This is a genomic window from Pantoea sp. AG702 (assembly GCF_003182295.1).
In the GTDB taxonomy this organism is placed as follows: domain Bacteria; phylum Pseudomonadota; class Gammaproteobacteria; order Enterobacterales; family Enterobacteriaceae; genus Pantoea; species Pantoea ananatis.
On record NZ_QGTU01000002.1, the window covers coordinates 75779 to 98087 of the forward strand.

A 22309-nucleotide genomic window follows, 5' to 3' on the forward strand; every position below is an offset into this window, starting at 1 on the left:
GATAAAATCACCCTAACTCCCTGCAAAAAATGGGGATTTAAGTTGCAACATTTTGTGAAGGGCTCTGGTTAAAAAAACAGCGAACGAACCGCGCAGACATTGAGCATTGCCTGAATAGCTATGCGAAAACTTATCGAAGGTTTACTTTTCATAACAGCAGGTTAGGGATTTGCGCCTGTGCCAGCATTTTATGCTTAAGAGATGGTGAAGTTTTAATCGAAGCCTCCAAGGGTTGCATTTACCACAGTGAAAATGGTACTTATCTCGCCCCTGATCATCAGGTATCAACTCAGACCGCGTCTGAAAATGGGTATGGAAATCATCGCATTTCAATGCGGGACGCCGTCTATAAACACCCTCTAATTTACCGGGCTTTTTGCTCACTTCCCTGTGTGTATTGTCTTCTGCACCTTCGCAGTAGAGAGAAACGGGTTTTGACTGAGGAAATTACGCGTTATGAAAGGTTTTAAAATCAGCCTTGCCTGGCAGATTCTGATCGCACTTGTGCTTGGCATCATCGTGGGTGCCGTGTTGCATAATCAGCCAGAAGATCGTGAATGGTTAGTCAATAATATTCTCAGCCCGGCGGGCGATATCTTTATTCATCTGATTAAGATGATTGTCGTGCCCATCGTGATTTCATCCTTGATTGTCGGCATTGCGGGTGTCGGGGATGCGAAAAAGCTGGGACGCATTGGTCTCAAAACTATTTTGTACTTTGAAGTGATTACCACCGTTGCCATTGTTGTTGGTATTACCCTGGCCAACGTGTTTAAGCCCGGCACCGGCATTGATATGTCTACGCTGGCAACGGTGGACATCTCTAAATATGAAGCCACAACCGCTCAGGTGCAGGAAGGCACCCACAGTCTGGTGGCGACCATCCTGTCGCTGATCCCGCAGAACATCTTTGCCTCCATGGCGAAGGGTGAAATGCTGCCGATTATCTTTTTCTCGGTACTTTTTGGGCTGGGACTGTCCGCTCTATCGTCAGAACAGCGCGATCCGCTGGTCAATCTGTTCCGTGGCGTATCAGAAACCATGTTTAAAGTGACGCATATGATTATGCGTTACGCGCCCGTGGGCGTGTTTGCGTTGATCGCCGTGACGATTGCTAACTTTGGCTTCGCGTCGCTGTGGCCGCTCGCGAAGTTGGTGCTGCTGGTATATGTGGCGATCCTCTTCTTTGCCTTTGTGGTGCTGGGAGCGGTCGCGCGTTTCTGCAAGCTACGCATTACGACGCTGATGCGCATTTTAAAAGATGAGCTGATCCTGTCTTACTCAACGTCCAGTTCAGAAACCGTGCTGCCGCGCATCATGGAGAAAATGGAAGCCTATGGCGCGCCCAAAGCGATTACCAGCTTTGTCGTTCCGACCGGCTATTCGTTTAACCTGGATGGATCAACGCTGTATCAGAGCATCGCCGCCATCTTTATTGCTCAGCTGTATGGCATTGATCTGTCGCTGACGGACGAAATTATTCTGGTGCTGACGCTGATGGTCACCTCCAAAGGCATTGCGGGCGTGCCCGGCGTATCCTTTGTTGTGCTGTTGGCAACGCTCGGCAGCGTGGGTATTCCGCTGGAAGGGCTGGCGTTTATTGCGGGCGTGGACCGCATTATGGATATGGCCCGCACCGCGCTCAACGTGGTGGGTAATGCTCTGGCAGTGCTGGTCATTGCGCGCTGGGAAAACCAGTTCGATACAGAACAGGCTAAAGCGTACGAATTACAGTTACGGACGCAAACCGCCAGTTAACAGCGGGTTAGCAAGACAAAGGCTCAACGGTGGTTGGGCCTTTTTTTTACCCCGTTTTTATCACCGCAGAAAAAAACGTGGGCAGAGGATGAATTATTCATTCGTTGTGTTAAAAATATCCAGAATAAATTATTCCTGTGGAGGACGAGTGTGAAAATCGATCTCAGTCAGATGATCACGGAAGGGCGCAATCCGGCCAGCCAGCATATTGATGAAATGAGCACAGAGGCGATGCTGCGGGTCATCAACGAGGAAGACAAAAAAGTCGCTCTGGCCGTGGAGGCGATCGTGCCGGAGATTGCGCGCGCGGTGGAGGCGATCTGCGCGGCGTTCAGCGCAGGGGGACGTCTGATTTACTGCGGTGCCGGGACATCCGGCCGTTTAGGTATTCTTGATGCAAGTGAATGCCCACCAACCTTCGGAACGCCACGTGACCAGGTTATTGGCCTGATTGCCGGGGGCCATCAGGCCATCTTGCAGGCGGTAGAAAACGCAGAAGACAATATGGAACAGGGCGCTCAGGATCTGAAGGCTATTCACTTTAGCCGCCACGACGTGCTGGTCGGCATCGCTGCCAGTGGACGGACGCCCTACGTATTGGGGGCGCTGGACTATGCCCGGCAGTGCGGTGCCTCCACGATAGCGCTGACCTGTAATCCACACAGCAAAATGGCTCAGGTCGCCGATATCGCCCTGACGCCAGTAGTGGGGCCTGAAGTGGTGACGGGATCATCACGCATGAAAGCCGGAACCGCACAGAAGCTGGTGCTGAATATGCTCACCACCGGAGCGATGATTCGTAGCGGTAAGGTTTACGGCAACCTGATGGTGGATGTTGAAGCCACTAACCAAAAGCTGGTGCAGCGGCAGGTTAACATTGTTATGCAGGCCACTGACTGTGATGAAGCCAGCGCCCGCTCGGCGCTGTCAGCCTGTGGCGGACACTGTAAAACCGCCATCCTCATGGTGTTGGCAGGATTAAATGCCGATGAGGCGATCGCGCTGCTCGCTAAGCACCAGGGCTTTATCCGCAAAGCATTACAGGATTCGGGAGCGCGCTAATGGCAAAAATGACCGATGCACTTCTGCACGATATCGTGCAGGCAGTGGGCGGCGCGGCGAACATCGTCGTATGCGGCAACTGTATGACGCGTTTACGACTGACGCTGAGACACAATCAGGCCGATATTGCCCGGCTGAAACGCCTGCCCGGCGTGCTGGGCGTCATCGACAGCGATGATCAGTTGCAGATAGTGCTCGGTCCTGGTAAGGCACAGACGGCGGCAGAACGGATGCAGGCCATCCTGGCGCAGGCGCAGGGCGATGCCGCGGTATTGCACCAGGTAGCGGCAGAACAGAAACAGCAGATAAAAGCCAGGCAGACTGGCGCGCTGCAGCAGTTCCTGGCACGCTTCGCCACCATTTTTACGCCGCTCATTCCGGGTTTTATTGCCGCAGGTTTACTGCTGGGGTTTGCCACCCTGATTGAGCAAAGCCTGCACCTGAGCACGCCTGGCGGTCATCCAGGCTGGCTGATTCAGGGCGTGGCCTATATGAAAGTGTTCGGCAAAGGGCTGTTTACCTTCCTCAGCATTCTGATTGGCTACAACGCGCAAAAAGCCTTTGGCGGCACGGGCGTAAACGGGGCCATCATCGCCTCGCTGTTTATTCTGGGCTACGTGCCGGATGCCAAAGTCGGCTATTACAGCGGTATGGACAGCTTTTTTGGTCTGGCTATCGATCCGCGCGGTAATATCATCGGGGTGCTGCTGGCGGCCATGTTTGGTGGCTGGCTGGAAAGGCGGCTGCGCACGATCATTCCAGACAATCTGGATATGATTCTCACCTCGCTGCTGACCTTATTGATCACGGGCGCGCTGACATACCTGCTGATTATGCCGGTCGGCGGCGAGCTGTTTAAGGGCATGTCATGGCTCTTTATCCACCTCAATAACAACCCGTTTGGCTGTGCGCTACTGGCCGGACTGTTCCTGATCGCCGTCATGTTTGGCATTCATCAGGGATTTATCCCGGTCTATTTTGCCCTGATGGAAACCCAGGGATTTAACTCACTGTTTCCGATTCTCGCCATGGCGGGTGCCGGTCAGGTCGGTGCCTCGCTGGCGCTCTGGTGCAAAGCGGAAAAGGGCGCGCTGCTGCGTGCCCAGATAAAAGGCGCTATCGTGCCAGGCTTACTGGGCGTGGGGGAACCGCTTATCTACGGAGTAACGCTGCCGCGCCTCAAACCTTTTATTACCGCCTGCTGTGGCGGTGCGGTCGGCGGATTCTTTATTGGCTTAGTGGCATGGATGGGGCTGCCGGTGGGCATGAATACCGTATTTGGCCCGTCTGGGCTGGTCACGCTGCCGCTGATGACGTCGCATCAGGGGATTTTTGCCGGCATGGCTGTCTATCTGGTGGGATTGATTGTCGCCTGGGTTAGCGGCTTTTTACTGACGTGGTGGTTCGGCACCCGCAATGTCGACCTGCGCTGAATTGATAAATAAAACACGAAGAAAGCCTGTTAGGCAGGTCTGTAAAAAAATAAGGATGGGGAATCTGTTGCATCAAAACGTCCCTAACACTGTCTCGGGCTTACCAGTCTGCGTACTCAACCCGCTACGTTCGCAATGAATGATCGCGGTATAAATACCAAAAGCCGCCCTAAAGCGGCTTTTTAAATGCAACAAATTTGCGCGTAGCACTAAAGAGTCATTACGCAAGTGCCGAAAACATAAAAAAAGGTAATCTTTACCTTTTAACACTCACTCATTAACACTTCTGGTGTAAGTCTGACTGGTACGAGCAAGGACTCCTATGCGCAATAACCAACCTGTTTCCCAGCGTGAATATGTCTATGACGATCATGCCACACTGATGTCAACGACCGACCTGAATAGCTATATCACCTATGCCAACGACGCCTTTATTGAGGCCAGTGGTTTTACCTCTGATGAGGTAAAAGGGCAGCCGCACAATATGGTGCGCCATCCGGATATGCCACCAGAAGCCTTTGCAGATATGTGGGCCACCTTAAAACAGGGTGAACCCTGGACCGCGCTGGTTAAAAACCGGCGTAAAAACGGAGACCATTACTGGGTGCGGGCGAATGCCATTCCGGTGGTGCGTGACGGCAAGGTCCAGGGCTATATGTCCGTTCGCACCAAGCCCTCAGCGCAGGAGGTTAAACAGTGTGAAGCGCTGTATCGCGATTTCCGCGAAGGACGCGCAAGGGGCCGCCAGTTTCACAAAGGGCTGATTATACGCAGCGGCTGGCGTCGTCTTGGATCGATATTAAAAACGTTGCCGCTCCGCTGGCGCATTCGCACTGCGTTACTGGCTGTCTTGCCGCTGTCGGTTGCGGGCGTCTGGGCATTGGGCGTTGCGCCACTGGCGCTGGCGGGCTTTACGGGCGGTATGGCCTGCCTGCTGTTGCTGGCCAGCCTGTGGCTTGAACAGCAGATCTCGCGTCCCATCGAGCGCATGTGCAGGCAGGCGCTGCGTGTGGCAACCGGTGCCAGCCATCAGGTTGAGCAGATGGATCGCATCGACGAGGTAGGACTGACGCTACGCGCCATTGGACAGCTGGGGCTGATGTTCCGCTGGTTAGTCGATGATGTCAGTGGCCAGGCCATTAATGTGCTGAGTGCCAGTGATGCGATTGCCCGTAGCAATAATGAACTGAGTCGTCGCACCGAGCAGGCGGCGGCCAACGTACAGCAAACGGCCGCGACCATGAACGAAATGACCGCAACGGTAAAAAGTAATACGCAGACCGCACAGGAAGTGAGTTCGCTCTCTGTTAACACCAGTGAAGCGGCAAGCAAGGGCGGCGAGGTCATGAAGGAGATGATGGGAATGATGGCAGAAATCGCTGACAGCTCACAGCGCATTGCCAGTATCACCAGCGTTATCGACAGCATTGCTTTCCAGACCAACATCCTGGCGCTGAACGCGGCGGTAGAGGCGGCCAGAGCGGGTGAACAGGGGAAAGGGTTCGCTGTGGTGGCCGGTGAGGTGCGGAGCCTGGCACAGCGCAGCGCAAAAGCCGCCAGCGAGATTAAAGCGCTGGTTGAAACCAGCGCCAGCCGGGTCAATTCAGGTAACGAACATGCGGGTGCCGCAGGCCACACCATGCAGGACATTGTGCAGCAGGTCCAGAACGTGACGTCACTGATCGGCCAAATCAGCGCCGCGACAGCAGAACAGTCCACCGCGTTGAGTGAAGTGAGCACGGCGGTGGAAGATCTGGACGATATTACCCATCAAAACGCCGCCCGCGTTCAGGAAAGCGCAGAAGCCTCAGGGCGCATGACGCATCAGGCTAACCGGCTGGTTGAAGCGATCAGCGTGTTTCGCTAAGACGCGACCGCCTGCGTGCCCGCATAGCCGGCACGCAGCGCACCGGGTGACTGGCCGATTATTCGTTTAAAGGCCCGGCTAAAAGCGGCCAGTGAACCATAGCCCAAATCGAAAGCGACCGTTTCCAGCGCCTCACCATGGTCGGCGATGCGTTTAACCGCCAGTCGCATGCGCAATTCGGTCAGGTAGCGCAGCGGCGTCATACCGGTGGCATGAAGAAAGCGTTCGGCAAATACCGAGCGTGAGCTACCGGCTTCGCGCGCTAAACGTTCTACCGTCCAGTTCTCGCCCGGAGAACGGTGCATGGCGGCAATGGCCTCACTCAGGCGCGGATCGCGCATCGCCTGCACCAGCCCGCTACTTTGCCCACAGCCATTTTCTACCCAGCCACGCACCACCAGGGCCGCAACCACATCCGCCAGACGCGAAAGAATCCCGGCGTGACCCGCGTGTCGGGTTCGTGATTCACGCTCCATCGCTTCCAGCATTGGGCGAATCTCCGGGTAGTGTGACAGCAGCGTACTGACCAGCATGACGTCCGGCATCGTGTTGATCAGCGGCTGCATGCCGCCCAGTTCAAATGCCATGCTGGCGCTGAATAACAGGACGCTGTGGTCATCTTCACAGGCATCCGCCGGTGCCGTAATGGCACAGATACTGTCACAGATCGGTTTGCTCGCCATCGCGTCAATGCACTGACAGTCGGCATCCTCACTGGAGAGCAGGCTGTGCGGCTTACCGTGAGGGATCAGCAGGGCATCGCCACTGTTCAGCGTGAAAAGCGCGCCGGATGCGCCACGCACCAGCAGCGTACCGCGCCCGACAAAATGAAACTGGGCCCGTCCCGGAGAATCATTAAAGCGCAGGCCAAAAGGGGCGCTGACGGCAATGCGCTGGTAGTTAACGCCATACAGGCGCATGCCCATTAGCAACTCACTGGTCAACTCATCGTAACGGCTCATCACAGAAATCCAGACGAATTATCAAAAATGACGGTGTAACCATCATAGATCGTCTTGCTCATCCCCTCTATGCTCAGCACTACTTTTTTTTCCGGAGAAGCAACATGAGTCTCAACACTGAAGTGGCTGATGAGGTTTCCATACCCACTCAGCCAGCGTGGGGCGCCGTCTTTGCGATGTCGTTTGGCGTATTTAGCCTGATTACCGCCGAGTTTTTACCTATTAGTTTGCTGACGCCGATAGCGCGCAGCCTGAACGTTTCGGAAGGTCTGGCGGGACAGACAGTGACCGTCACGGCCCTGATTGCGCTTCTCACCAGTCTGACGGTAGGCAGCCTGGTCCGACGCATCGATCGCCGGGTGGTGATGCTGGCCTTCTCATTACTGCTCATCGTTTCCGCATTGATGGTGGCACTGGCCGCCAATCTGACCGTCATTTTGCTGGCGCGCGTCCTGCTGGGGGTGGCCATTGGTGGCTTCTGGACGTTGTCTACCGCCATTACCATGCGGCTGGTGCCCGCCGATCAGGTCCCTCGCGCACTCTCCATCGTGTTTAGTGGTATCTCACTGGCGACCATTATTGCGACCCCGCTGGGCAGTTATCTGGGCGGGCTGGTAGGCTGGCGAGCGATCTTCCTGTTTACGGCGGGCCTGGGCGCGACTTCCCTGCTCTGGCAGTTTTTCACCCTTCCCGCCATGCCTGCCGAAGGCAACGCGCGCAGCGGCGGTGTGCTGGCGTTGTTACGGATAAATGTCATGCGCTGGGGAATGCTGGCGGTGATCATGATGTTTACTGCCCACTTTGCTTTTTTCACCTATCTGCGACCATTTCTGGAAAGCGTGGCGCGGCTTGACCTCAGCCAGCTGTCTCTGGTGCTGCTGGCATTTGGCATCGCTAACTTTGTGGGTACGTATCTGGCCGGTTATCTGGTGACACGTAGCGTATCACTGACGCTGAGCGGAATGGCCCTGCTGATGGGCGCGACGGCCCTGATGCTGGTGAGTTTTGGCCATACTGGCTGGCTGGTTGCAGGCGGTGTCGCGATCTGGGGCCTGGCGTTTGGTTCGATGCCGACGGGCTGGTCTACGTGGATTTCACGTGCGGTGCCAGACGATGCTGAATCGGGCGGTGGGTTACTGGTGGCAACCATTCAGTTGGCGATTACGGTGGGCGCGGCGGCGGGAGGCTGGATGTTTGACTTACGCGGCGCAGGCGGCGTTTTCCTTGCCAGTAGCGCGCTGATGCTGGTGGCGGCAGTAACGATCTTTTCCCGCGTCAGGCATCACGGTTAATGTGACTCATGGCAGCGATATATGCTGCCTTTTTATTTCTGCCTGGTTTTTTAACCTTTTGTGTCTTAACAGGGCTAAACGTGCTTTTCAATTTCAGTTTTATTGAACAACTTAAGCAAAACCCTCTGCTTTTTTCTGATCAATATTCGGCCTATTATGTTTTCACACAAGGCAAAACGCCTTAAATAAACTGAAAATGACCGAGGAATTTATCATGAAAACTATCAAAACTTTTGCTGCTGTTATCGCCCTTGCCGTTCTTCCTGTTGCAGGCTTCGCGCAAACTGTGACAGCGACCGGTTCTACTCTGGACAGCACCGAAGCGAAAATTGCTGCGCAGGCGCAAGAAGCTGGTGCTTCCTATAAAATCACCGAAGCTAACACCAATAACGGCGTGCACATGACCGCTGAACTGCTGAAATAATGCTTGAAGTTGTGTGCTGACAGGACGCCTATGGGCGTCCTGGCGGCGTTTGTGGATGCCCGCCGTTTCATCTTTTCCCTTCCTGGTTCCCCATCAGAATCCTTTGTTATTCGCCACTAAGCTGTGCAGACGCTTGCCTGATTTTTGGGCGCGATAACGTGCAGGCTTCTCCGCTGCGGCCGCGATTTCACGCGAGAGACGATTTACTGCCATTAATAGCCAGGTGCAAGACAGGCTGGCCTCGGACGATCCCTGATACAGCAAGACGGTAAGACCACCTAAGCCTGGTCGGACGACAGCCGATGGCAAAGTCCATCACGGGCTAAGGGAAGCAGAGCCTGGGCAGAAGGGGAAGACGTAAACCGCATCAGTAACCGGTTTACCGGTCTGCTGCGCTCAGCAAGTCGCCAGGTTCTGCTTGTCAGTCTGGATTGCGTGAAGCGCGGCCAACAATCCTGGCAGGCACCGACTCATGACTCTGGATTCGCGATAATTTGCCTGCGGCATGAGGCTGCCGCAGGCGAAGAGCCTGGTTATGACACGTCTTCAGAGGCGTCACGCATCATCTCACCGTGCGGCACGTCATCCAGAATCTGCTCAAAGCTGCGCAGACGTTTATAGATAGACATCAGCTCAACCAGCGTCGACCATGAGGTGATCAGGTACTGGAACGAGCTGCGGACCTGATCGAAAACGTTGGTTATCTGGTTAAGCAAACCCAGCGTTATCGTTCCGGCGACAATGGACGGGAACAACAGAAACAGTCCAAAGACGTTATCGACCTGAAGATAAAGAATGCGGCTGATGTTGAAGTAGAGATAGTGAAAATACAGACGGAAATAGTTAACCCGCACGTTGTTGAACAGCACTTTTACCGTGGGTGGTGTGGCACGGTCGGCGTTGTCTTCGCCGTAAACCAGCTCTTTACGATAAGCAGCTTCAACCCGTTGATTACGAAATTCGAGACCGGGGAGCTTAATCCCGACCAGCGCCAGCAGACCGGTACCGAACAGCGACCAGAGAACCGCAGCAATCACCAGCGCGTAAGGAAGATTCCCCAGAATCGGAATGTTTTCGACATGATGTGACAGGGCGATCAACACCGGCAGAAAGGCCACCAGGGTCATAATGGCCTGGATAAAGTTCACGCCCCAGCTTTCCAGCGTTGTGGCAAAACGCATGGTATCTTCCTGCACACGCTGAGCCGCGCCTTCAACGTGGCGTAAGCGCTGCCAGTGGTGCATATAATAATTGTTCATTGCGGTACGCCAGCGGAATACCCAATGGCTGATGAAAAAAGCATTCATCACGCCAATAACGACCGCAATTAAGGCAATGCCCAAAAAGGCCATCACCTGAGCATAAAATTCGTTGATTTGAACCGAGCCGGCTTTCGTCAGCGCTTTTTGGATCAAATCATAAAAAGGGCCATACCAGGCGTTTACGGCAACGCCAACCTGCACACCAAACCAGGTGACAAAAATAATCAGTGCCGAACCCCATACCGACCAACGTTGCCACGGATGGTTGTCAGTTAGTCGCCAGGCTATCGCGAAAATTGCCACCATCAGCCAGTAATAGGCATAAAACCACAACTCACCCGGCGCAATAAACCGCATTACCGTCGTGGGCAAGGGCAGCTTGATGGCGGCCTGAAAAGCAGGCCAAAAATGGGCCGGTAAATCGCTGGCAAAGCCAAACCAGCCAAAAATCGCCAGTAAACTCCAAAGGGCGGCCGAGCTGAAAAACAGTCCCGGTCGCGGGAAGAAAGACTTAAACATAGGTACTCCGCTGTTGTGTAATCGCTTTTATAACGTTTAAACGGCTATCTGTCTGTAGCCTGTTGTTTCTGAACATGACATCGACAAAATATATGTTAATGAAATTGTGCTTTTTTGTTTCCTTAAACTAAATGTTTATTGGCAATGGTGTTACACTTATATTTACTGTTACCGGTAACAGTTCGTTGTACCCGAAATCCGCAGATAAAAACCACTACAACGCACTCACTTCTCTTTTTCGTACCGCAGTTGATGCGGTGATGAGGCAATGTCATGTCAGACCAGAAAAAGGGTCATTCACGCAGGGATTTTTTGCTGAAGACCATCACCCTGGCGCCCGCAGTGGCGGTAGGCAGTAGCGCACTTGGTGCATTTTCTGCGCCCGCTCAGGCGGCAGCGCCCGCCGCACCCCAGTCTGCCCGAGATTATCAGCCCACCTGGTTTACCGCCGAGGAATTTGCCTTTATCAAGGCGGCCGTTGCGCGCCTGATTCCTGCTGATGAACGCGGCCCCGGCGCGCTGGAAGCAGGCGTGCCTGAGTTTATCGATCGTCAGATGAATACGCCTTACGCCACCGGAGCGAACTGGTATATGCAGGGGCCTTTCAATCCCGACGTCCCTAAAGAAATGGGCTATCAGCTGCCGCTGGTGCCGCAACAGATCTACCGTCTCGGTCTGGCTGATGCCGATCATTACAGTCAGCAGCAGCACGGTAAGGTGTTTGCCCAACTCGACGCCGGGCAGCAGGACGCATTATTACAGGCCATGGAGAGCGGCAAAGCCGGTTTCCGTCAGCTGCCCGCCAACGTGTTTTTCTCATACTTATTGCAGAACACCCGCGAAGGCTTCTTTAGCGATCCCATCCACGGCGGCAATCAGGGCATGGTGGGCTGGAAGCTCATTAACTTCCCTGGCGCACGCGCCGACTTTATGGACTGGGTAGAGCGCGGTGAACGCTATCCGTTCCCGTCAGTGTCGATTCGTGGAGAGAGAAGCTGAGCATGGCAAATGAATTAAAGAAAGTGGATGCCGTGATTGTCGGCTTTGGCTGGGCGGGCGCCATTATGGCCAAAGAGCTGACCGAAGCAGGTCTGAACGTGCTGGCGCTGGAGCGCGGTCCACATCGTGATACCTATCCGGATGGTTCTTACCCGCAGTCGATTGATGAGCTGACCTACAACGTTCGCAAAAAGCTGTTTCAGGACCTGTCTAAGAGCACCGTCACCATTCGGCACGACGCCTCACAAACGGCCGTGCCTTACCGCCAACTGGCGGCCTTCCTGCCCGGTACCGGTACCGGCGGCGCCGGGCTGCACTGGTCGGGTGTCCATTTTCGGGTTGATCCCGTAGAGCTGAAGCTGCGTAGCCACTATGAGGCGCGCTACGGTAAAAACTTTATTCCTGAAGGCATGACCATTCAGGACTTTGGCGTGGACTACCAGGAGCTGGAGCCGTTTTTTGATAAAGCTGAAAAGGTGTTTGGCACCTCCGGTAGTGCCTGGAGTATTCAGGGCAAGGTCGTCGGCAAAGACAAAGGCGGTAACCCCTTTGCGCCCGATCGCTCTGACAACTTTCCACTGCCCGCGCAAAAGCGTACCTGGTCGGCTCAGCTGTTCGCCCAGGCCGCCGAGTCCGTAGGTTATCACCCTTACGATCTGCCGTCGGCGAACACCTCTGGTCCCTATACCAATACTTACGGCGCCCAGATGGGGCCGTGCAACTTCTGCGGCTACTGCAGCGGCTACGCCTGTTATATGTATTCCAAGGCATCGCCGAATGTGAATATTTTGCCTGCGCTGCGTCAGGAGCCAAAGTTTGAGCTGCGTAACAATTCTTACGTGCTGCGCGTCAACCTCACGGGTGATAAGCAGCGTGCGACCGGTGTCACCTATGTCGATGCGCAGGGCCGTGAGCAGGTGCAACCGGCGGATCTGGTCATTCTGTCTGCCTTTCAGTTCCATAACGTCCATTTGATGCTGTTGTCCGGCATTGGTAAACCTTACAACCCGATCACCAACGAAGGTACGGTAGGGCGCAACTTCGCCTATCAAAACCTGTCGACGTTGAAAGCGCTGTTCGATAAAAACACCACCACCAATCCCTTCATCGGTGCTGGCGGTGCAGGCGTCGCCGTGGATGATTTCAATGCCGACAATTTCGATCATGGTCCGCACGGCTTTGTTGGCGGGTCGCCGTTCTGGGTGAACCAGGCAGGCACCAAACCGATCTCGGGGCTCCCCACGCCGACCGGCACGCCAAACTGGGGCAGTCAGTGGAAAGCCGCCGTGGCGGACACCTACACGCACCACCTTTCCATGGATGCTCACGGTGCGCACCAGTCTTACCGCGCTAACTATCTGGACCTGGACCCGAACTACAAAGATGCCTACGGCCAGCCGTTGCTGCGCATGACGTTCGACTGGCAGGACAACGACATCAAAATGGCGCAGTTCATGGTGGGGAAAATGCATAAAATCGCCGAAGCCATGAATCCTAAAATGATCATTGGCGGGGCGAAGAAGCCTGGTACGCATTTTGACACGACCGTGTATCAGACAACCCACATCAGCGGCGGCGCGATTATGGGTGAAGATCCCAATACCAGTGCGGTGAACCGTTATCTGCAAAGCTGGGATGTGCCGAATGTCTTCGTTCCCGGCGCTTCAGCGTTTCCGCAGGGGCTGGGATATAACCCCACCGGCATGGTCGCCGCACTGACCTACTGGTCGGCGAAAGCGATTCGGGAACAGTATCTGAAGAATCCGGGTCCCCTGGTGCAGGCATAAGGAAGATGGTGATGAAAAACGGTATTTTAGCCCTGGTGTTGGGCAGCCTCGCCTTCGCCGCCCTGGCGGATGACAGCACGGCCGATCGGGTTAAACGCGGTGAATATCTGGCGCGCGCGGGCGACTGTGTAGCCTGCCACAGCAGTGAAGGCGGCAAGCCCTTTGCAGGGGGATTGCCGATGGCCACGCCGATTGGCACGATCTACTCCACCAATATCACGCCGGATAAATCGACCGGTATTGGTGACTACAGCTACGACGACTTTCAGAAAGCCGTGCGGCACGGTATCGCGAAAAACGGCGATACGCTCTATCCCGCTATGCCTTATCCGTCTTATGCCGTGGTCAGCGATGAAGACATGCAGGCGCTGTATGCCTACTTCATGCACGGAGTTGCCCCGGTCAGTCAGGCCAACAAAGAGAGTGATATTCCCTGGCCCCTGTCAATGCGCTGGCCGCTGGCGATCTGGCGCAACCTGTTTGCACCGGATGTAAAGGCGTTCCAGCCTGCAGAGCAGGAGGATGCGACGCTGGCGCGCGGCCGTTACCTGGTAGAAGGTCTGGGCCACTGCGGTGCCTGCCATACGCCGCGTAGTTTTACCCTGCAGGAAAAGGCGTTAACCAATGCCGGGGGAACGGATTATCTGGCGGGCAGCAGTGCGCCGGTTGACGGCTGGACCGCAAGCAATCTGCGCGGAGATAACCGCGATGGCCTGGGCCGCTGGAGTGAAGATGACCTGCGCCAGTTCCTGCGCTATGGGCGTAACGACCACACGGCGGCATTTGGCGGCATGGTGGACGTTGTCGACCACAGCCTGCAGCACCTGACGGATGAAGACATCACGGCCATCGCCCGCTATCTGAAGTCGCTGGGTGCCAAAGATCCGCATCAGGTGGCGTTTAGCGTGGATGACGCGACGGCCAAAGCCTTATGGAAGGGCGACGACAGTCAGACGGGCGCCGCGACCTATGTGGACAGCTGCGCAGCCTGCCATAAAACCGATGGCAGCGGCTATAAACGCTTCTATCCTGCGCTGCGGGGCAATCCTGTGGTGATGGCAGACGATCCGACCTCGCTGATTCACATCGTGCTGGTTGGTGGCGAACTGCGTGGAGTAAAAGGCGCGCCTTCAACCATCACTATGCCGGCATTTGGCTGGCGTCTGAACGATCAGCAGGTCGCAGACGTGGTGAACTTTATTCGTCGCAGCTGGGGCAACAATGCGGCGGATAACGTGACGGCGAAGCAGGTGGCTGCCCTGCGTGAAGAGGTCAAAGATCGTCAGGGCAATGCAGATATCAAGGTGTTAGAAGGGAAGTAGACCTCAGTGTTTCAGCCTTCCCCGCAGGGGGAAGGCTGAATGTTCAGATATGTTCCAGCCTGATACCGCGCGTCTTAGGCCCGAAAACGCCCACCGACAGCATCACCATCAGCATACTCAGCACGATAAACGCGATAACGCCATGCGTGCCGGCGTACTGCAAAATCACACCGATCAAAAGACTGCTGAATGCGGTTGATAACCGGCTGAACGAGTAGCAGAAACCTACTGCCCGTGCGCGGATGTGCGTGGGGAAAATCTCGGTCTGATAGGCATGATAGCTGCAGGTCAGCCAGGCATTCGAGAAGGTGATCAGGAAACCGCAAATAATCAGCAGTACCGGGTTGGTTTGCAGGGCAAACAGCGTACCGAATACCACCGTCATGAGCGAAGAGAGAACGATTTGCCATTTGTTTTCGAGCTGGCTGGTAAAACTGCCACAAATCAGCGATCCAATCGGGTAGGCAAGCGTGATAAAAAACGCATACAGCAGGCTGTGGGTGATCGACGTTCCCTGACCGGACAGCAATGCCGGCAGCCAGTTACCAAAACCATAAAAACCAATCGCCTGAAAGAAGTTCATGACCACCAACATAAGCGTGCGCTTGCGATAGCGGGCTGACCAGATCTCCCGAAAGCGGCTCTTCTCCGGTTTCTTGTCTGAGACGGACGGCTTCGTCAACGGCAGGCCCGGGGCGATGCCGCACCGTTTTTCCATTTTCGCCATCACCTGATGGGCCTCATCGACGCGCCCCTGCTGCACCAGCCAGCGCGCGGACTCTGGCAGGTTTTTGCGCACAAACCAGATCACCAGTGAACAGACCGCACCGGCAATCACCACCCAGCGCCAGCCTTCCAGCCCAAGGATATTTTGCGGCATCAGCCACCACGACATGAGCGCGACGGCAGGCACCGACAGGAACTGGATAAAAAATGAAAAGGCAAAAGCCCGGTTACGCAGGTGAGTGGGCACCCATTCACTCAAATAAGTATCAATGGTGACCAATTCTACGCCCAGCCCAATCCCCACCAGAAAGCGGCACAGGATCACCATCTCCGCGCTGTGCTGAAAAGCCATGAGCAGTGAAAATACGCCGTACCAGGCCAGGGCACAGATAAAGGTCAGTCGACGACCAAAGCGGTCGGCAAGGGGCGTGAGCAGGCTGGCGCCAACAAACAGCCCCAGAAAGGTAGCGGAAGCAAACGCAGCCTGATCGGTAATGCCCAGTATCCCGGCACTGCCCGTGTGGAAGATACCGGCCGCCAGCAAGCCAGTGCTGATATACCCGGTTTCAAACAGATCGTAAAGCTCAAAGAACCCGCCCAGCGCCAGCAGCGAGATAAAGCGCCATAAACCGACAGAAGAAGGTAGCGCATCAATGCGCTCAGCTAAGCTGGTGTTGGCCGACGATGCCGCCGTCGGTGCTATCCCTGTGATGAAGGCTGGTGTCATGTAAGGTGAACCTCATGTCAGGATGATTGCCATTCCCGCTACAGGCCGTGATGTGTTTTGAAAGCGTTGCCCATTCGCGAGCCGTGAAGCAGCAGAATAATCAATTACCTGATTCTTGCCGACAGGAATAATGATGAATTTTTAGCAACGCATATTGCAGTATTGACTGGGACGGTTTTTTGGGCAGAACGGCAGGCGGCCGAGGTAAAGGCACAAGAGCCGGTCAGGGCACAAAGGCGCGGTCAGCCGTCACCACGATTGGCGGGCCGGTAAAGGCCAGGCACTCACAGGCTGACGCCGCGCCGCACAGAGTCTGTTTCCCGCTCAGGCCTGATCACCCGAGCGGGAATCCGTTTTAGACGCCAGACAGGCGGAAAGCAGAAACGGAGTGGGTCAGGTGCTGAGCCTGCTCTTCCAGCGAAGCAGCCGCGGCGGCCGACTCCTGGACCAGCGCGGCGTTTTGCTGCGTCACACCATCCATCTCAGTGACCGCCTTTTCAATCTGGCTGATACCGTGATGCTGCTCATCGGACGCGGTTGAAATGTGGTCCATCAGCTCGTTCACCCGGCTCACCGAGGAAATAATCGCATTCATCGCCTCGCCCGTGCGGCTGACCTGATCAGAACCCACGCGAATCGTCGCGACCGATTCGGCAATCAGTCCTTCAATTTCTTTCGCCGCCACGGCGCTGCGTTGCGCAAGATTACGCACTTCACCGGCGACAACGGCAAAACCCCGGCCTTGCTCACCGGCGCGCGCTGCTTCGACAGCGGCGTTCAGCGCCAGAATATTGGTTTGAAAAGCAATGCTGTTAATAACGCTGGTAATATCCTCGATCTTCTTCGAACTTTCATTAATTTTGGCCATTGAAACGATAACCTGCTGAGAAACCTTCTCGCCGGTTTCTGCGTTCTGTACCGCTTCGTTAGCCAGACGGCAGGCTTCAAACACGTTGTCCGTGTTCTGTTTAACGGTTGCCCCTAACTGCTCCATGCTGGCCGCCGTTTCCGTTAGCGCCGCAGCTTGCTGCTCGGTACGGGACGCCAGATCGATATTACCGCTGGCAATTTCCTGTGAAGCACAGGACACCGCGTGGGTTGAGTGGCGCACCCGGATAATAATGTCCGTCAGAGACGTCCGCATTTGCTCCATCGAGCTCATCAGTTGCTGAATTTCGCTCTTCGAGCCGATTTTGACCGGCACCGGGTGATCGAGCACGCCTGCCGCAATCTCGCTGCAGTGCGCTTTTGCGTTATTGAGCGGCGATAAGATATAGCGTCTGACAAAGATCAGTATCGCAATGATGATGGCCAGGAATAACAAGCCAAACACGATGAGCAGCGTGATCCCGGATGAAAAGTTGCCCTGGGCGTCAGTATTCAGTTTCTTCGCATAAGCCTCGTGTTGGGCCAGCACCTGATCCAGCACGATTTCATACTGTCGGTCGAGGCGGACTACGTTGGCAATTTGATTTTTAAAGCGCTGCTGATCGCGGGCTTCGGCCGCTTCAATCAAGGGTTGAATTCCCTGATCGCGATAAGCCAGATAGGCCTGACGATAGCGGTCTGCATCGGCCTCTTCACCCGGAATGCGTGGCGCACTCAGATAAGCCTGAAAGGCAGCATCGGCTTTAGCCGCGACGCTTTTCACGCTGTCCAGAGAATAGCCGCCCTGCGGGCCGTCGTTCTCAATTTCTTTCATGTATTCCATCAGCCGGACGCGTAACGTTCGGCTGTGGTTGATAGGATCGATAACTGATAACACTACGCGGATTTCTTTATTAACCGCATTTAACGACGCGTTGCTCCGGGCCAGTAACCAGATGCTGACCGATATGCTGATAAGAAAAAGAATTAACAGGAACGACAAAACCAGTAGTGAAGATTTTTTTAACGACATTACGCAGTCCTGAATAGGGGATTATGGACTGATATATCGGCATCAGGAGGGTAAATATTTAGTGGGAACGTGCTGAAATTAATAAACAATAAGGTGGGTAAAAGATGAGCGAAATAATGAACCAGATGATTCAATATTATTACCTGATGATCTTTTCTGCCGGTTCGGTTATTTCGCCCTTTACGTTAGATAACCTGAGTTTTAGGGCCAGACAGATTTAACAAAGCCCGAACGATCGGCGCGTGCACAGGATGACTGCTGGCGATAAACAGCACGGCGCAAGAGGTGATGTATCGTAACGCGTTATAAACTGGCCTTTTATTTCATCATTCGACGGTCATGCTTTGTTATTATTGCCATGACAATAATATCTGACAGGAAATCACGCTTTTATTGTTGTCAGGTCTGGTCCTGTTTTATTTGTAAAATCAACAGAGAAAAGGCTGACCTACGTCAGGTAAATAATCCGAATGATGAATCTTTATCCGGTTATCGTCGTCAACCCTGACCTGTCGTCTACACTTATTACATCGTTATAAGGAAGTCTCTACTCACCGGTATCGAGGTAATAATGCAAGTATGTCCCTATTTGTTTCTCTATGGTCGCTGTGAAGAAGCGATAGAATTCTATTTGCAGGCAACGGGTGGAAAACTGCTGCAAAAAATGACGTTTGGCGATATGCCGGAGCAGGGTGAACAGGTGGGCGATCGGTCCGCTCCGCCGTTGCCCCCTGAGAAAATTATGCATGCGCACCTCCGCATTGGTCAGGGTGAGCTGATGATGAGTGATGGCAATCCCCATCAGCCTCCGGCCTCAGAACACGCGGGCTATGCCGTGAGTCTGGCAACCAATGATGCAGAGCAGGGTAAGGCATGGTTTGAAAAGCTGTCTGCAGGCGGGAAAGTCACTACGCCATGGCAGGAGACGTTCTGGTCTAACGGCTTCGCCATGTTTATCGATAAATTCAATATTCCATGGCGCATCAACGTGGTAAAACCCGACGCGTAATACGCTGCAGTCTGTAAAGACGCGAGGCCTTCCCTATGGGAAGGCCTCAACGTTTGCCGCCACCTCTTTTCGCGGTGCGACAGCAATCAGAAGTTATAGCCAGCGACCAGGTAGTAACCCCAGCCTGTGGACTTGATTTCAGACGCGCTTTCACCAAATCCTAACTCCTGACCCGCTCCCCACTGACCGCCGTTATGAAAATAACGGGCGACGGCCGAGAAGTGCCAGTGATCGTAACCCAGCGACAGGATATGGCTGGAGGCGATTGAATTGCTGGTGCGAATCGGGCCACTCTTTTCGCGTAAGTCTGAACCCCAGTCGAAGTTGGTAAAGCCTACGTAGCCAAGGTTACCGCCCCAAAGAGTGGTGATTGGCACAAAATATTTCACTTTGAAGCGATAGCCATCCCAGCTGTTTTCATTCGCTGCACCGTAGTTTTCCCACTGGTATTTGGCATAGACGTTAAGCGACAGACCGATATCGCTGTGCGTATCGATGTCGGTGCCCAGGCCCATATACCAGGTATTCTGACGGTTGGCGCTGTTGCGGCCCATATCGTAGATATAGTTGTTCGCGAAGTACCACTCTTTAAACGGACCAAAGGCCAGGCTGGTGCCGGTCAGTTTATCAATGGAGAAACGCGGCTCAATTTCCATGAACAGCGGCGAACCGTGGTCGAAAATGCCGTTAGCATTGCTGTTGCCCACGCCAAAGAAGTTCGGCAGATCAACGTAGCCGTAAAAATCAAACCAGTCTTTTTTCGCAAACGCTTCATATTCCAGATAGACGTCATTATTGAACTGCGGTCCGAAGCGAGTATGGTAACTGCCCACCACGTTTACGCTCTGATGCCACCAGTCGGAAACGTACTGGGGAGCATTGTCAGCAGCCTGCACTGCACCGTTTAAGGAACCTGCCAGCAGGGCGCCTGCCATTAACGTTTTAAATTTCATTATATTTTGACCACTGGTTTTTATGCGCAAGACAATCGTTTGCGCGCTGTTTGGAAATCAATCCCAAAGGTTGGGCAGTAATGTACTCAGGCCGCCTGTTTTAGTTAGCGTAGCGTGCCTGTAACAGAGAGATAGAAAATAGCTTTTGGTCACATTTGTCAAAATGTGTTGCATAACAATTCATCAATATTGTGATGTTTGTCACAATATTGTCTCAGGCGAACGGAACCAGGCAACCGTTTACGTTGTCTGGTTCCGAATCAAACAGCGAGGATCAGGGAAAAGTGACGCGGACCTGAAAACCGCAACGCACACCGTGCGGATTCAGGCAATTGGACAGGGCAACGCGGATATGATGTTTGTGTGCCACGCTTCGTACAATAGACAAGCCTAACCCGCTCCCCTGGGCTTTAACATCCGGGGCGCGGGCAAAGCGATCAAACGCGCGTTCAATAAACGACTCCGGCATGCCAGGGCCGTTATCGACGATATCTACCACGGTTTGCCCGTCAACACGGTGCAGCAGGACATCCACCAGGCTGCCTTCAGGCGTATGAAGCATGGCATTGCCAATCAGGTTATCAAACAGGCTTCGCAGCTCCGATCGTCCGGCCTGCAACTGGTAGTGCGTGGTGCCGCTAAAGCCAATGTCGATACCGCGTTTATCTGCCACCACCATGAGCTGCTCAATGCTCTCTTTCAGCACATCTTCCAGCGCGATAGTTTCGAGGCTGGCGACAACCGACTGATCTTCCCAGCGTGACATATTCAGCAATTGGGTCACCAGATGGCGGGTGCGGGTCACGCCCGATTCCAGTTGTGCAAACTGACGGCTGGCCTCGCCAGGCTGAATATGCTGCCGCAGGTTCTCCAACTGCAACGTAACCGCCGTGACCGGCGTCCGCAATTCGTGCGCGGCATCTTCCATAAACTGGCGCTGTGAAGACCAGGCCGCACGAAGTTTATCCAGCAGCGAATTATAGGCGGCGACCAGCGGCTGAATTTCATCAGGCAGGCTTCCCGGTGAAACGCTGTGTGGGTGATGGGCATCCTGCGCGGCAATCTCCCGGGAGGCAACGCGCAAATCCCGGGTGATTTTGCGCACGACCAGCCAGATAACCAGTAATGACAGCGGCATCATTAAAATCAGCGGAATAATCGCCGACAGCGCCCGCCTCACCATCATTTCTTTCATGTAGCTGAGATTGAGCATCACCTGAATGGTCTTTATCTCGCTGCCGGGCTGGCCGGAGCGGGTATAAATTCGCCATTCGCAGTCGTGGCAGCCGCCGATCTGCACATCTTTGTAGCCGTTTTCGGCCTGTAACGGCGCGTGCAACTCAGGCCAGGAGCTGGAGCGTAGCTGACCTTTGGCATCCCATAGCTGAATGACGAAGGCGCTTTTGATCTTGTGCGCTGGCGCAATAAGCGGCATCAGTGGAGGGATTTCGCGATTCACTGACCAGGCATCGGCCAGCTTGGCGAGCTGCTCATCCTTGATGACGCCCACCATTTCACCGTAGCAGCTAAAGAAATACCAGGCCACGCCGCCAATCATCAGCAAATGAATGACCAGTAACGTACTGAGTAATTTATTCCGTAACGATCGCATAAAGATTTTCATATTGCCGGTACTCGCCAACCCAGTCCGCGCACGTTGCGGATCACATCATTATCCAGCTTGCGCCGCATGCCGTGGATTAATACGTCTACTGCATTGCTGCTGACTTCTTCGCCCCAGCCATAGATGCGGTTCTCTAACTGCTCGCGTGACAGGATGGCACCGGGCCGCTCCAGCAGCGCATAGAGCAGGGCATATTCCCGGGCGGTTAACTGTTCACGTTGCCCTTTGTACAGGACTTCGCGCGTCAGCATATCCAGTTGAACATCCCCGCTGCCCAGCACCGAATCGGCGGAACCGTGATGGCGCCGGGTAATCGCACGCATGCGGGCCATCACCTCCTGAAGATCAAAAGGCTTAAGCAGGTAGTCATCCGCACCATAATCCAGGCCCTGTACGCGCTGAGCGACCGTATCGCGGGCGGTAAGGATCAAGACCGGTGTGGCATCCCCGCGCCCGCGTGCCCGTCTCAGCACCTGCAATCCGTCGTCCCGGGGTAAGCCAAGATCAAGCAGGACGCAGCTGTAGCCGCCTTCGCTCCAGGCGTTTTGCGCATACACGCCATCGCGTACCCAGTCAACTGACCAGCCTGCCGCTTCCAGCGCCTGCTGCAAATTCGCGCCGATCATTTCATCATCTTCGACCAACAAAACGCGCATGGATGATGCCCTCCCGAAAAATGGCAA

General features: G+C 54.6%; 17 protein-coding genes. 10 read left to right on the forward strand and 7 right to left on the reverse strand.

Annotated elements, in window-relative coordinates; translation table 11 throughout:
- The first annotated feature begins 456 nt into the window (after window positions 1-456).
- From gltP to DFO57_RS06765, 4 genes are all read left to right on the forward strand, one after another.
- Complete coding sequence (gltP, locus tag DFO57_RS06750) at window positions 457-1758, forward strand: glutamate/aspartate:proton symporter GltP (RefSeq protein ID WP_110015197.1); 1302 nt, start codon at window positions 457-459, stop codon at window positions 1756-1758.
- A 150-nt stretch (window positions 1759-1908) separates the two neighbouring features.
- Window positions 1909-2820 carry an N-acetylmuramic acid 6-phosphate etherase gene (murQ, locus tag DFO57_RS06755; RefSeq protein WP_105079068.1) on the forward strand — a complete coding sequence of 304 codons (912 nt, stop codon included), beginning with the start codon at window positions 1909-1911 and terminating at the stop codon, window positions 2818-2820.
- Complete coding sequence (murP, locus tag DFO57_RS06760) at window positions 2820-4253, forward strand: PTS N-acetylmuramic acid transporter subunit IIBC (protein ID WP_110015198.1); 1434 nt, start codon at window positions 2820-2822, stop codon at window positions 4251-4253. Before murQ ends, murP begins: the two co-directional genes overlap by 1 nt.
- Window positions 4254-4575: 322 nt before the next feature.
- Window positions 4576-6120: a PAS domain-containing methyl-accepting chemotaxis protein gene (locus DFO57_RS06765; RefSeq protein WP_013024196.1), complete on the forward strand. Its 1545-nt coding sequence runs from the start codon at window positions 4576-4578 to the stop codon at window positions 6118-6120.
- Here DFO57_RS06765 and DFO57_RS06770 read toward each other — a convergent pair.
- The gene (locus DFO57_RS06770) at window positions 6117-7082 is read right to left on the reverse strand and encodes an AraC family transcriptional regulator (RefSeq protein WP_014606924.1); all 966 of its coding nucleotides are present in this window, start codon (window positions 7080-7082) and stop codon (window positions 6117-6119) included. The genes DFO57_RS06765 and DFO57_RS06770 overlap by 4 nt on opposite strands.
- 104 nt (window positions 7083-7186) lie before the next feature.
- On the opposite strand from DFO57_RS06770, the gene DFO57_RS06775 reads away from it, so the two are divergent.
- Both DFO57_RS06775 and DFO57_RS06780 read left to right on the forward strand, forming a co-directional pair.
- Window positions 7187-8374 (forward strand): MFS transporter, encoded by a 1188-nt coding sequence (locus DFO57_RS06775; RefSeq protein ID WP_013024197.1) that lies wholly within the window; start codon window positions 7187-7189, stop codon window positions 8372-8374.
- Between the two features lie 214 nt (window positions 8375-8588).
- Window positions 8589-8798 carry a DUF1471 domain-containing protein gene (locus DFO57_RS06780; protein WP_014606922.1) on the forward strand — a complete coding sequence of 70 codons (210 nt, stop codon included), beginning with the start codon at window positions 8589-8591 and terminating at the stop codon, window positions 8796-8798.
- 533 nt (window positions 8799-9331) lie between these two features.
- Here the strand turns inward: DFO57_RS06780 and sbmA are convergent.
- On the reverse strand, window positions 9332-10579 hold the full coding sequence (gene sbmA / locus DFO57_RS06785) for a peptide antibiotic transporter SbmA (RefSeq protein WP_110015199.1): 1248 nt from the start codon (window positions 10577-10579) through the stop codon (window positions 9332-9334).
- A gap of 273 nt (window positions 10580-10852) precedes the next feature.
- Here sbmA and DFO57_RS06790 point away from each other — a divergent pair, with 273 nt between their 5' ends.
- From DFO57_RS06790 to DFO57_RS06800, 3 genes are read left to right on the forward strand one after another with little or no spacing between them, the layout of a single operon-like run.
- Complete coding sequence (locus DFO57_RS06790) at window positions 10853-11578, forward strand: gluconate 2-dehydrogenase subunit 3 family protein (protein ID WP_019105649.1); 726 nt, start codon at window positions 10853-10855, stop codon at window positions 11576-11578.
- A 2-nt stretch (window positions 11579-11580) separates the two neighbouring features.
- Window positions 11581-13365: a GMC family oxidoreductase gene (locus tag DFO57_RS06795; RefSeq protein WP_013024201.1), complete on the forward strand. Its 1785-nt coding sequence runs from the start codon at window positions 11581-11583 to the stop codon at window positions 13363-13365.
- Between the two features lie 11 nt (window positions 13366-13376).
- Window positions 13377-14687, forward strand: a complete 1311-nt coding sequence (locus tag DFO57_RS06800; protein WP_105082563.1) for a cytochrome c — start codon at window positions 13377-13379, stop codon at window positions 14685-14687.
- A 43-nt stretch (window positions 14688-14730) separates the two neighbouring features.
- On the opposite strand, the gene DFO57_RS06805 is transcribed toward DFO57_RS06800, so the two are convergent.
- On the reverse strand, window positions 14731-16140 hold the full coding sequence (locus DFO57_RS06805; protein ID WP_014606919.1) for an MFS transporter: 1410 nt from the start codon (window positions 16138-16140) through the stop codon (window positions 14731-14733).
- Between the two features lie 355 nt (window positions 16141-16495).
- Window positions 16496-18040 (reverse strand): methyl-accepting chemotaxis protein, encoded by a 1545-nt coding sequence (locus tag DFO57_RS06810; protein WP_014595085.1) that lies wholly within the window; start codon window positions 18038-18040, stop codon window positions 16496-16498.
- A 571-nt stretch (window positions 18041-18611) separates the two neighbouring features.
- Here DFO57_RS06810 and yjdN point away from each other — a divergent pair.
- Window positions 18612-19049 (forward strand): VOC family metalloprotein YjdN, encoded by a 438-nt coding sequence (gene yjdN, locus DFO57_RS06815; RefSeq protein ID WP_013024205.1) that lies wholly within the window; start codon window positions 18612-18614, stop codon window positions 19047-19049.
- Window positions 19050-19135: 86 nt separating this feature from the next.
- On the opposite strand, the gene DFO57_RS06820 is transcribed toward yjdN, so the two are convergent.
- The 3 genes from DFO57_RS06820 to DFO57_RS06830 form a co-directional block, all read right to left on the reverse strand.
- Complete coding sequence (locus tag DFO57_RS06820) at window positions 19136-20002, reverse strand: nucleoside-specific channel-forming protein Tsx (RefSeq protein WP_014595086.1); 867 nt, start codon at window positions 20000-20002, stop codon at window positions 19136-19138.
- Window positions 20003-20276: 274 nt separating this feature from the next.
- Complete coding sequence (locus DFO57_RS06825; RefSeq protein ID WP_026020989.1) at window positions 20277-21626, reverse strand: HAMP domain-containing sensor histidine kinase; 1350 nt, start codon at window positions 21624-21626, stop codon at window positions 20277-20279.
- Window positions 21623-22282, reverse strand: coding sequence for a response regulator (locus DFO57_RS06830; protein WP_014595088.1), 660 nt, complete (start codon window positions 22280-22282; stop codon window positions 21623-21625). Before DFO57_RS06830 ends, DFO57_RS06825 begins: the two co-directional genes overlap by 4 nt.
- Between the last annotated feature and the right edge of the window lie 27 nt (window positions 22283-22309).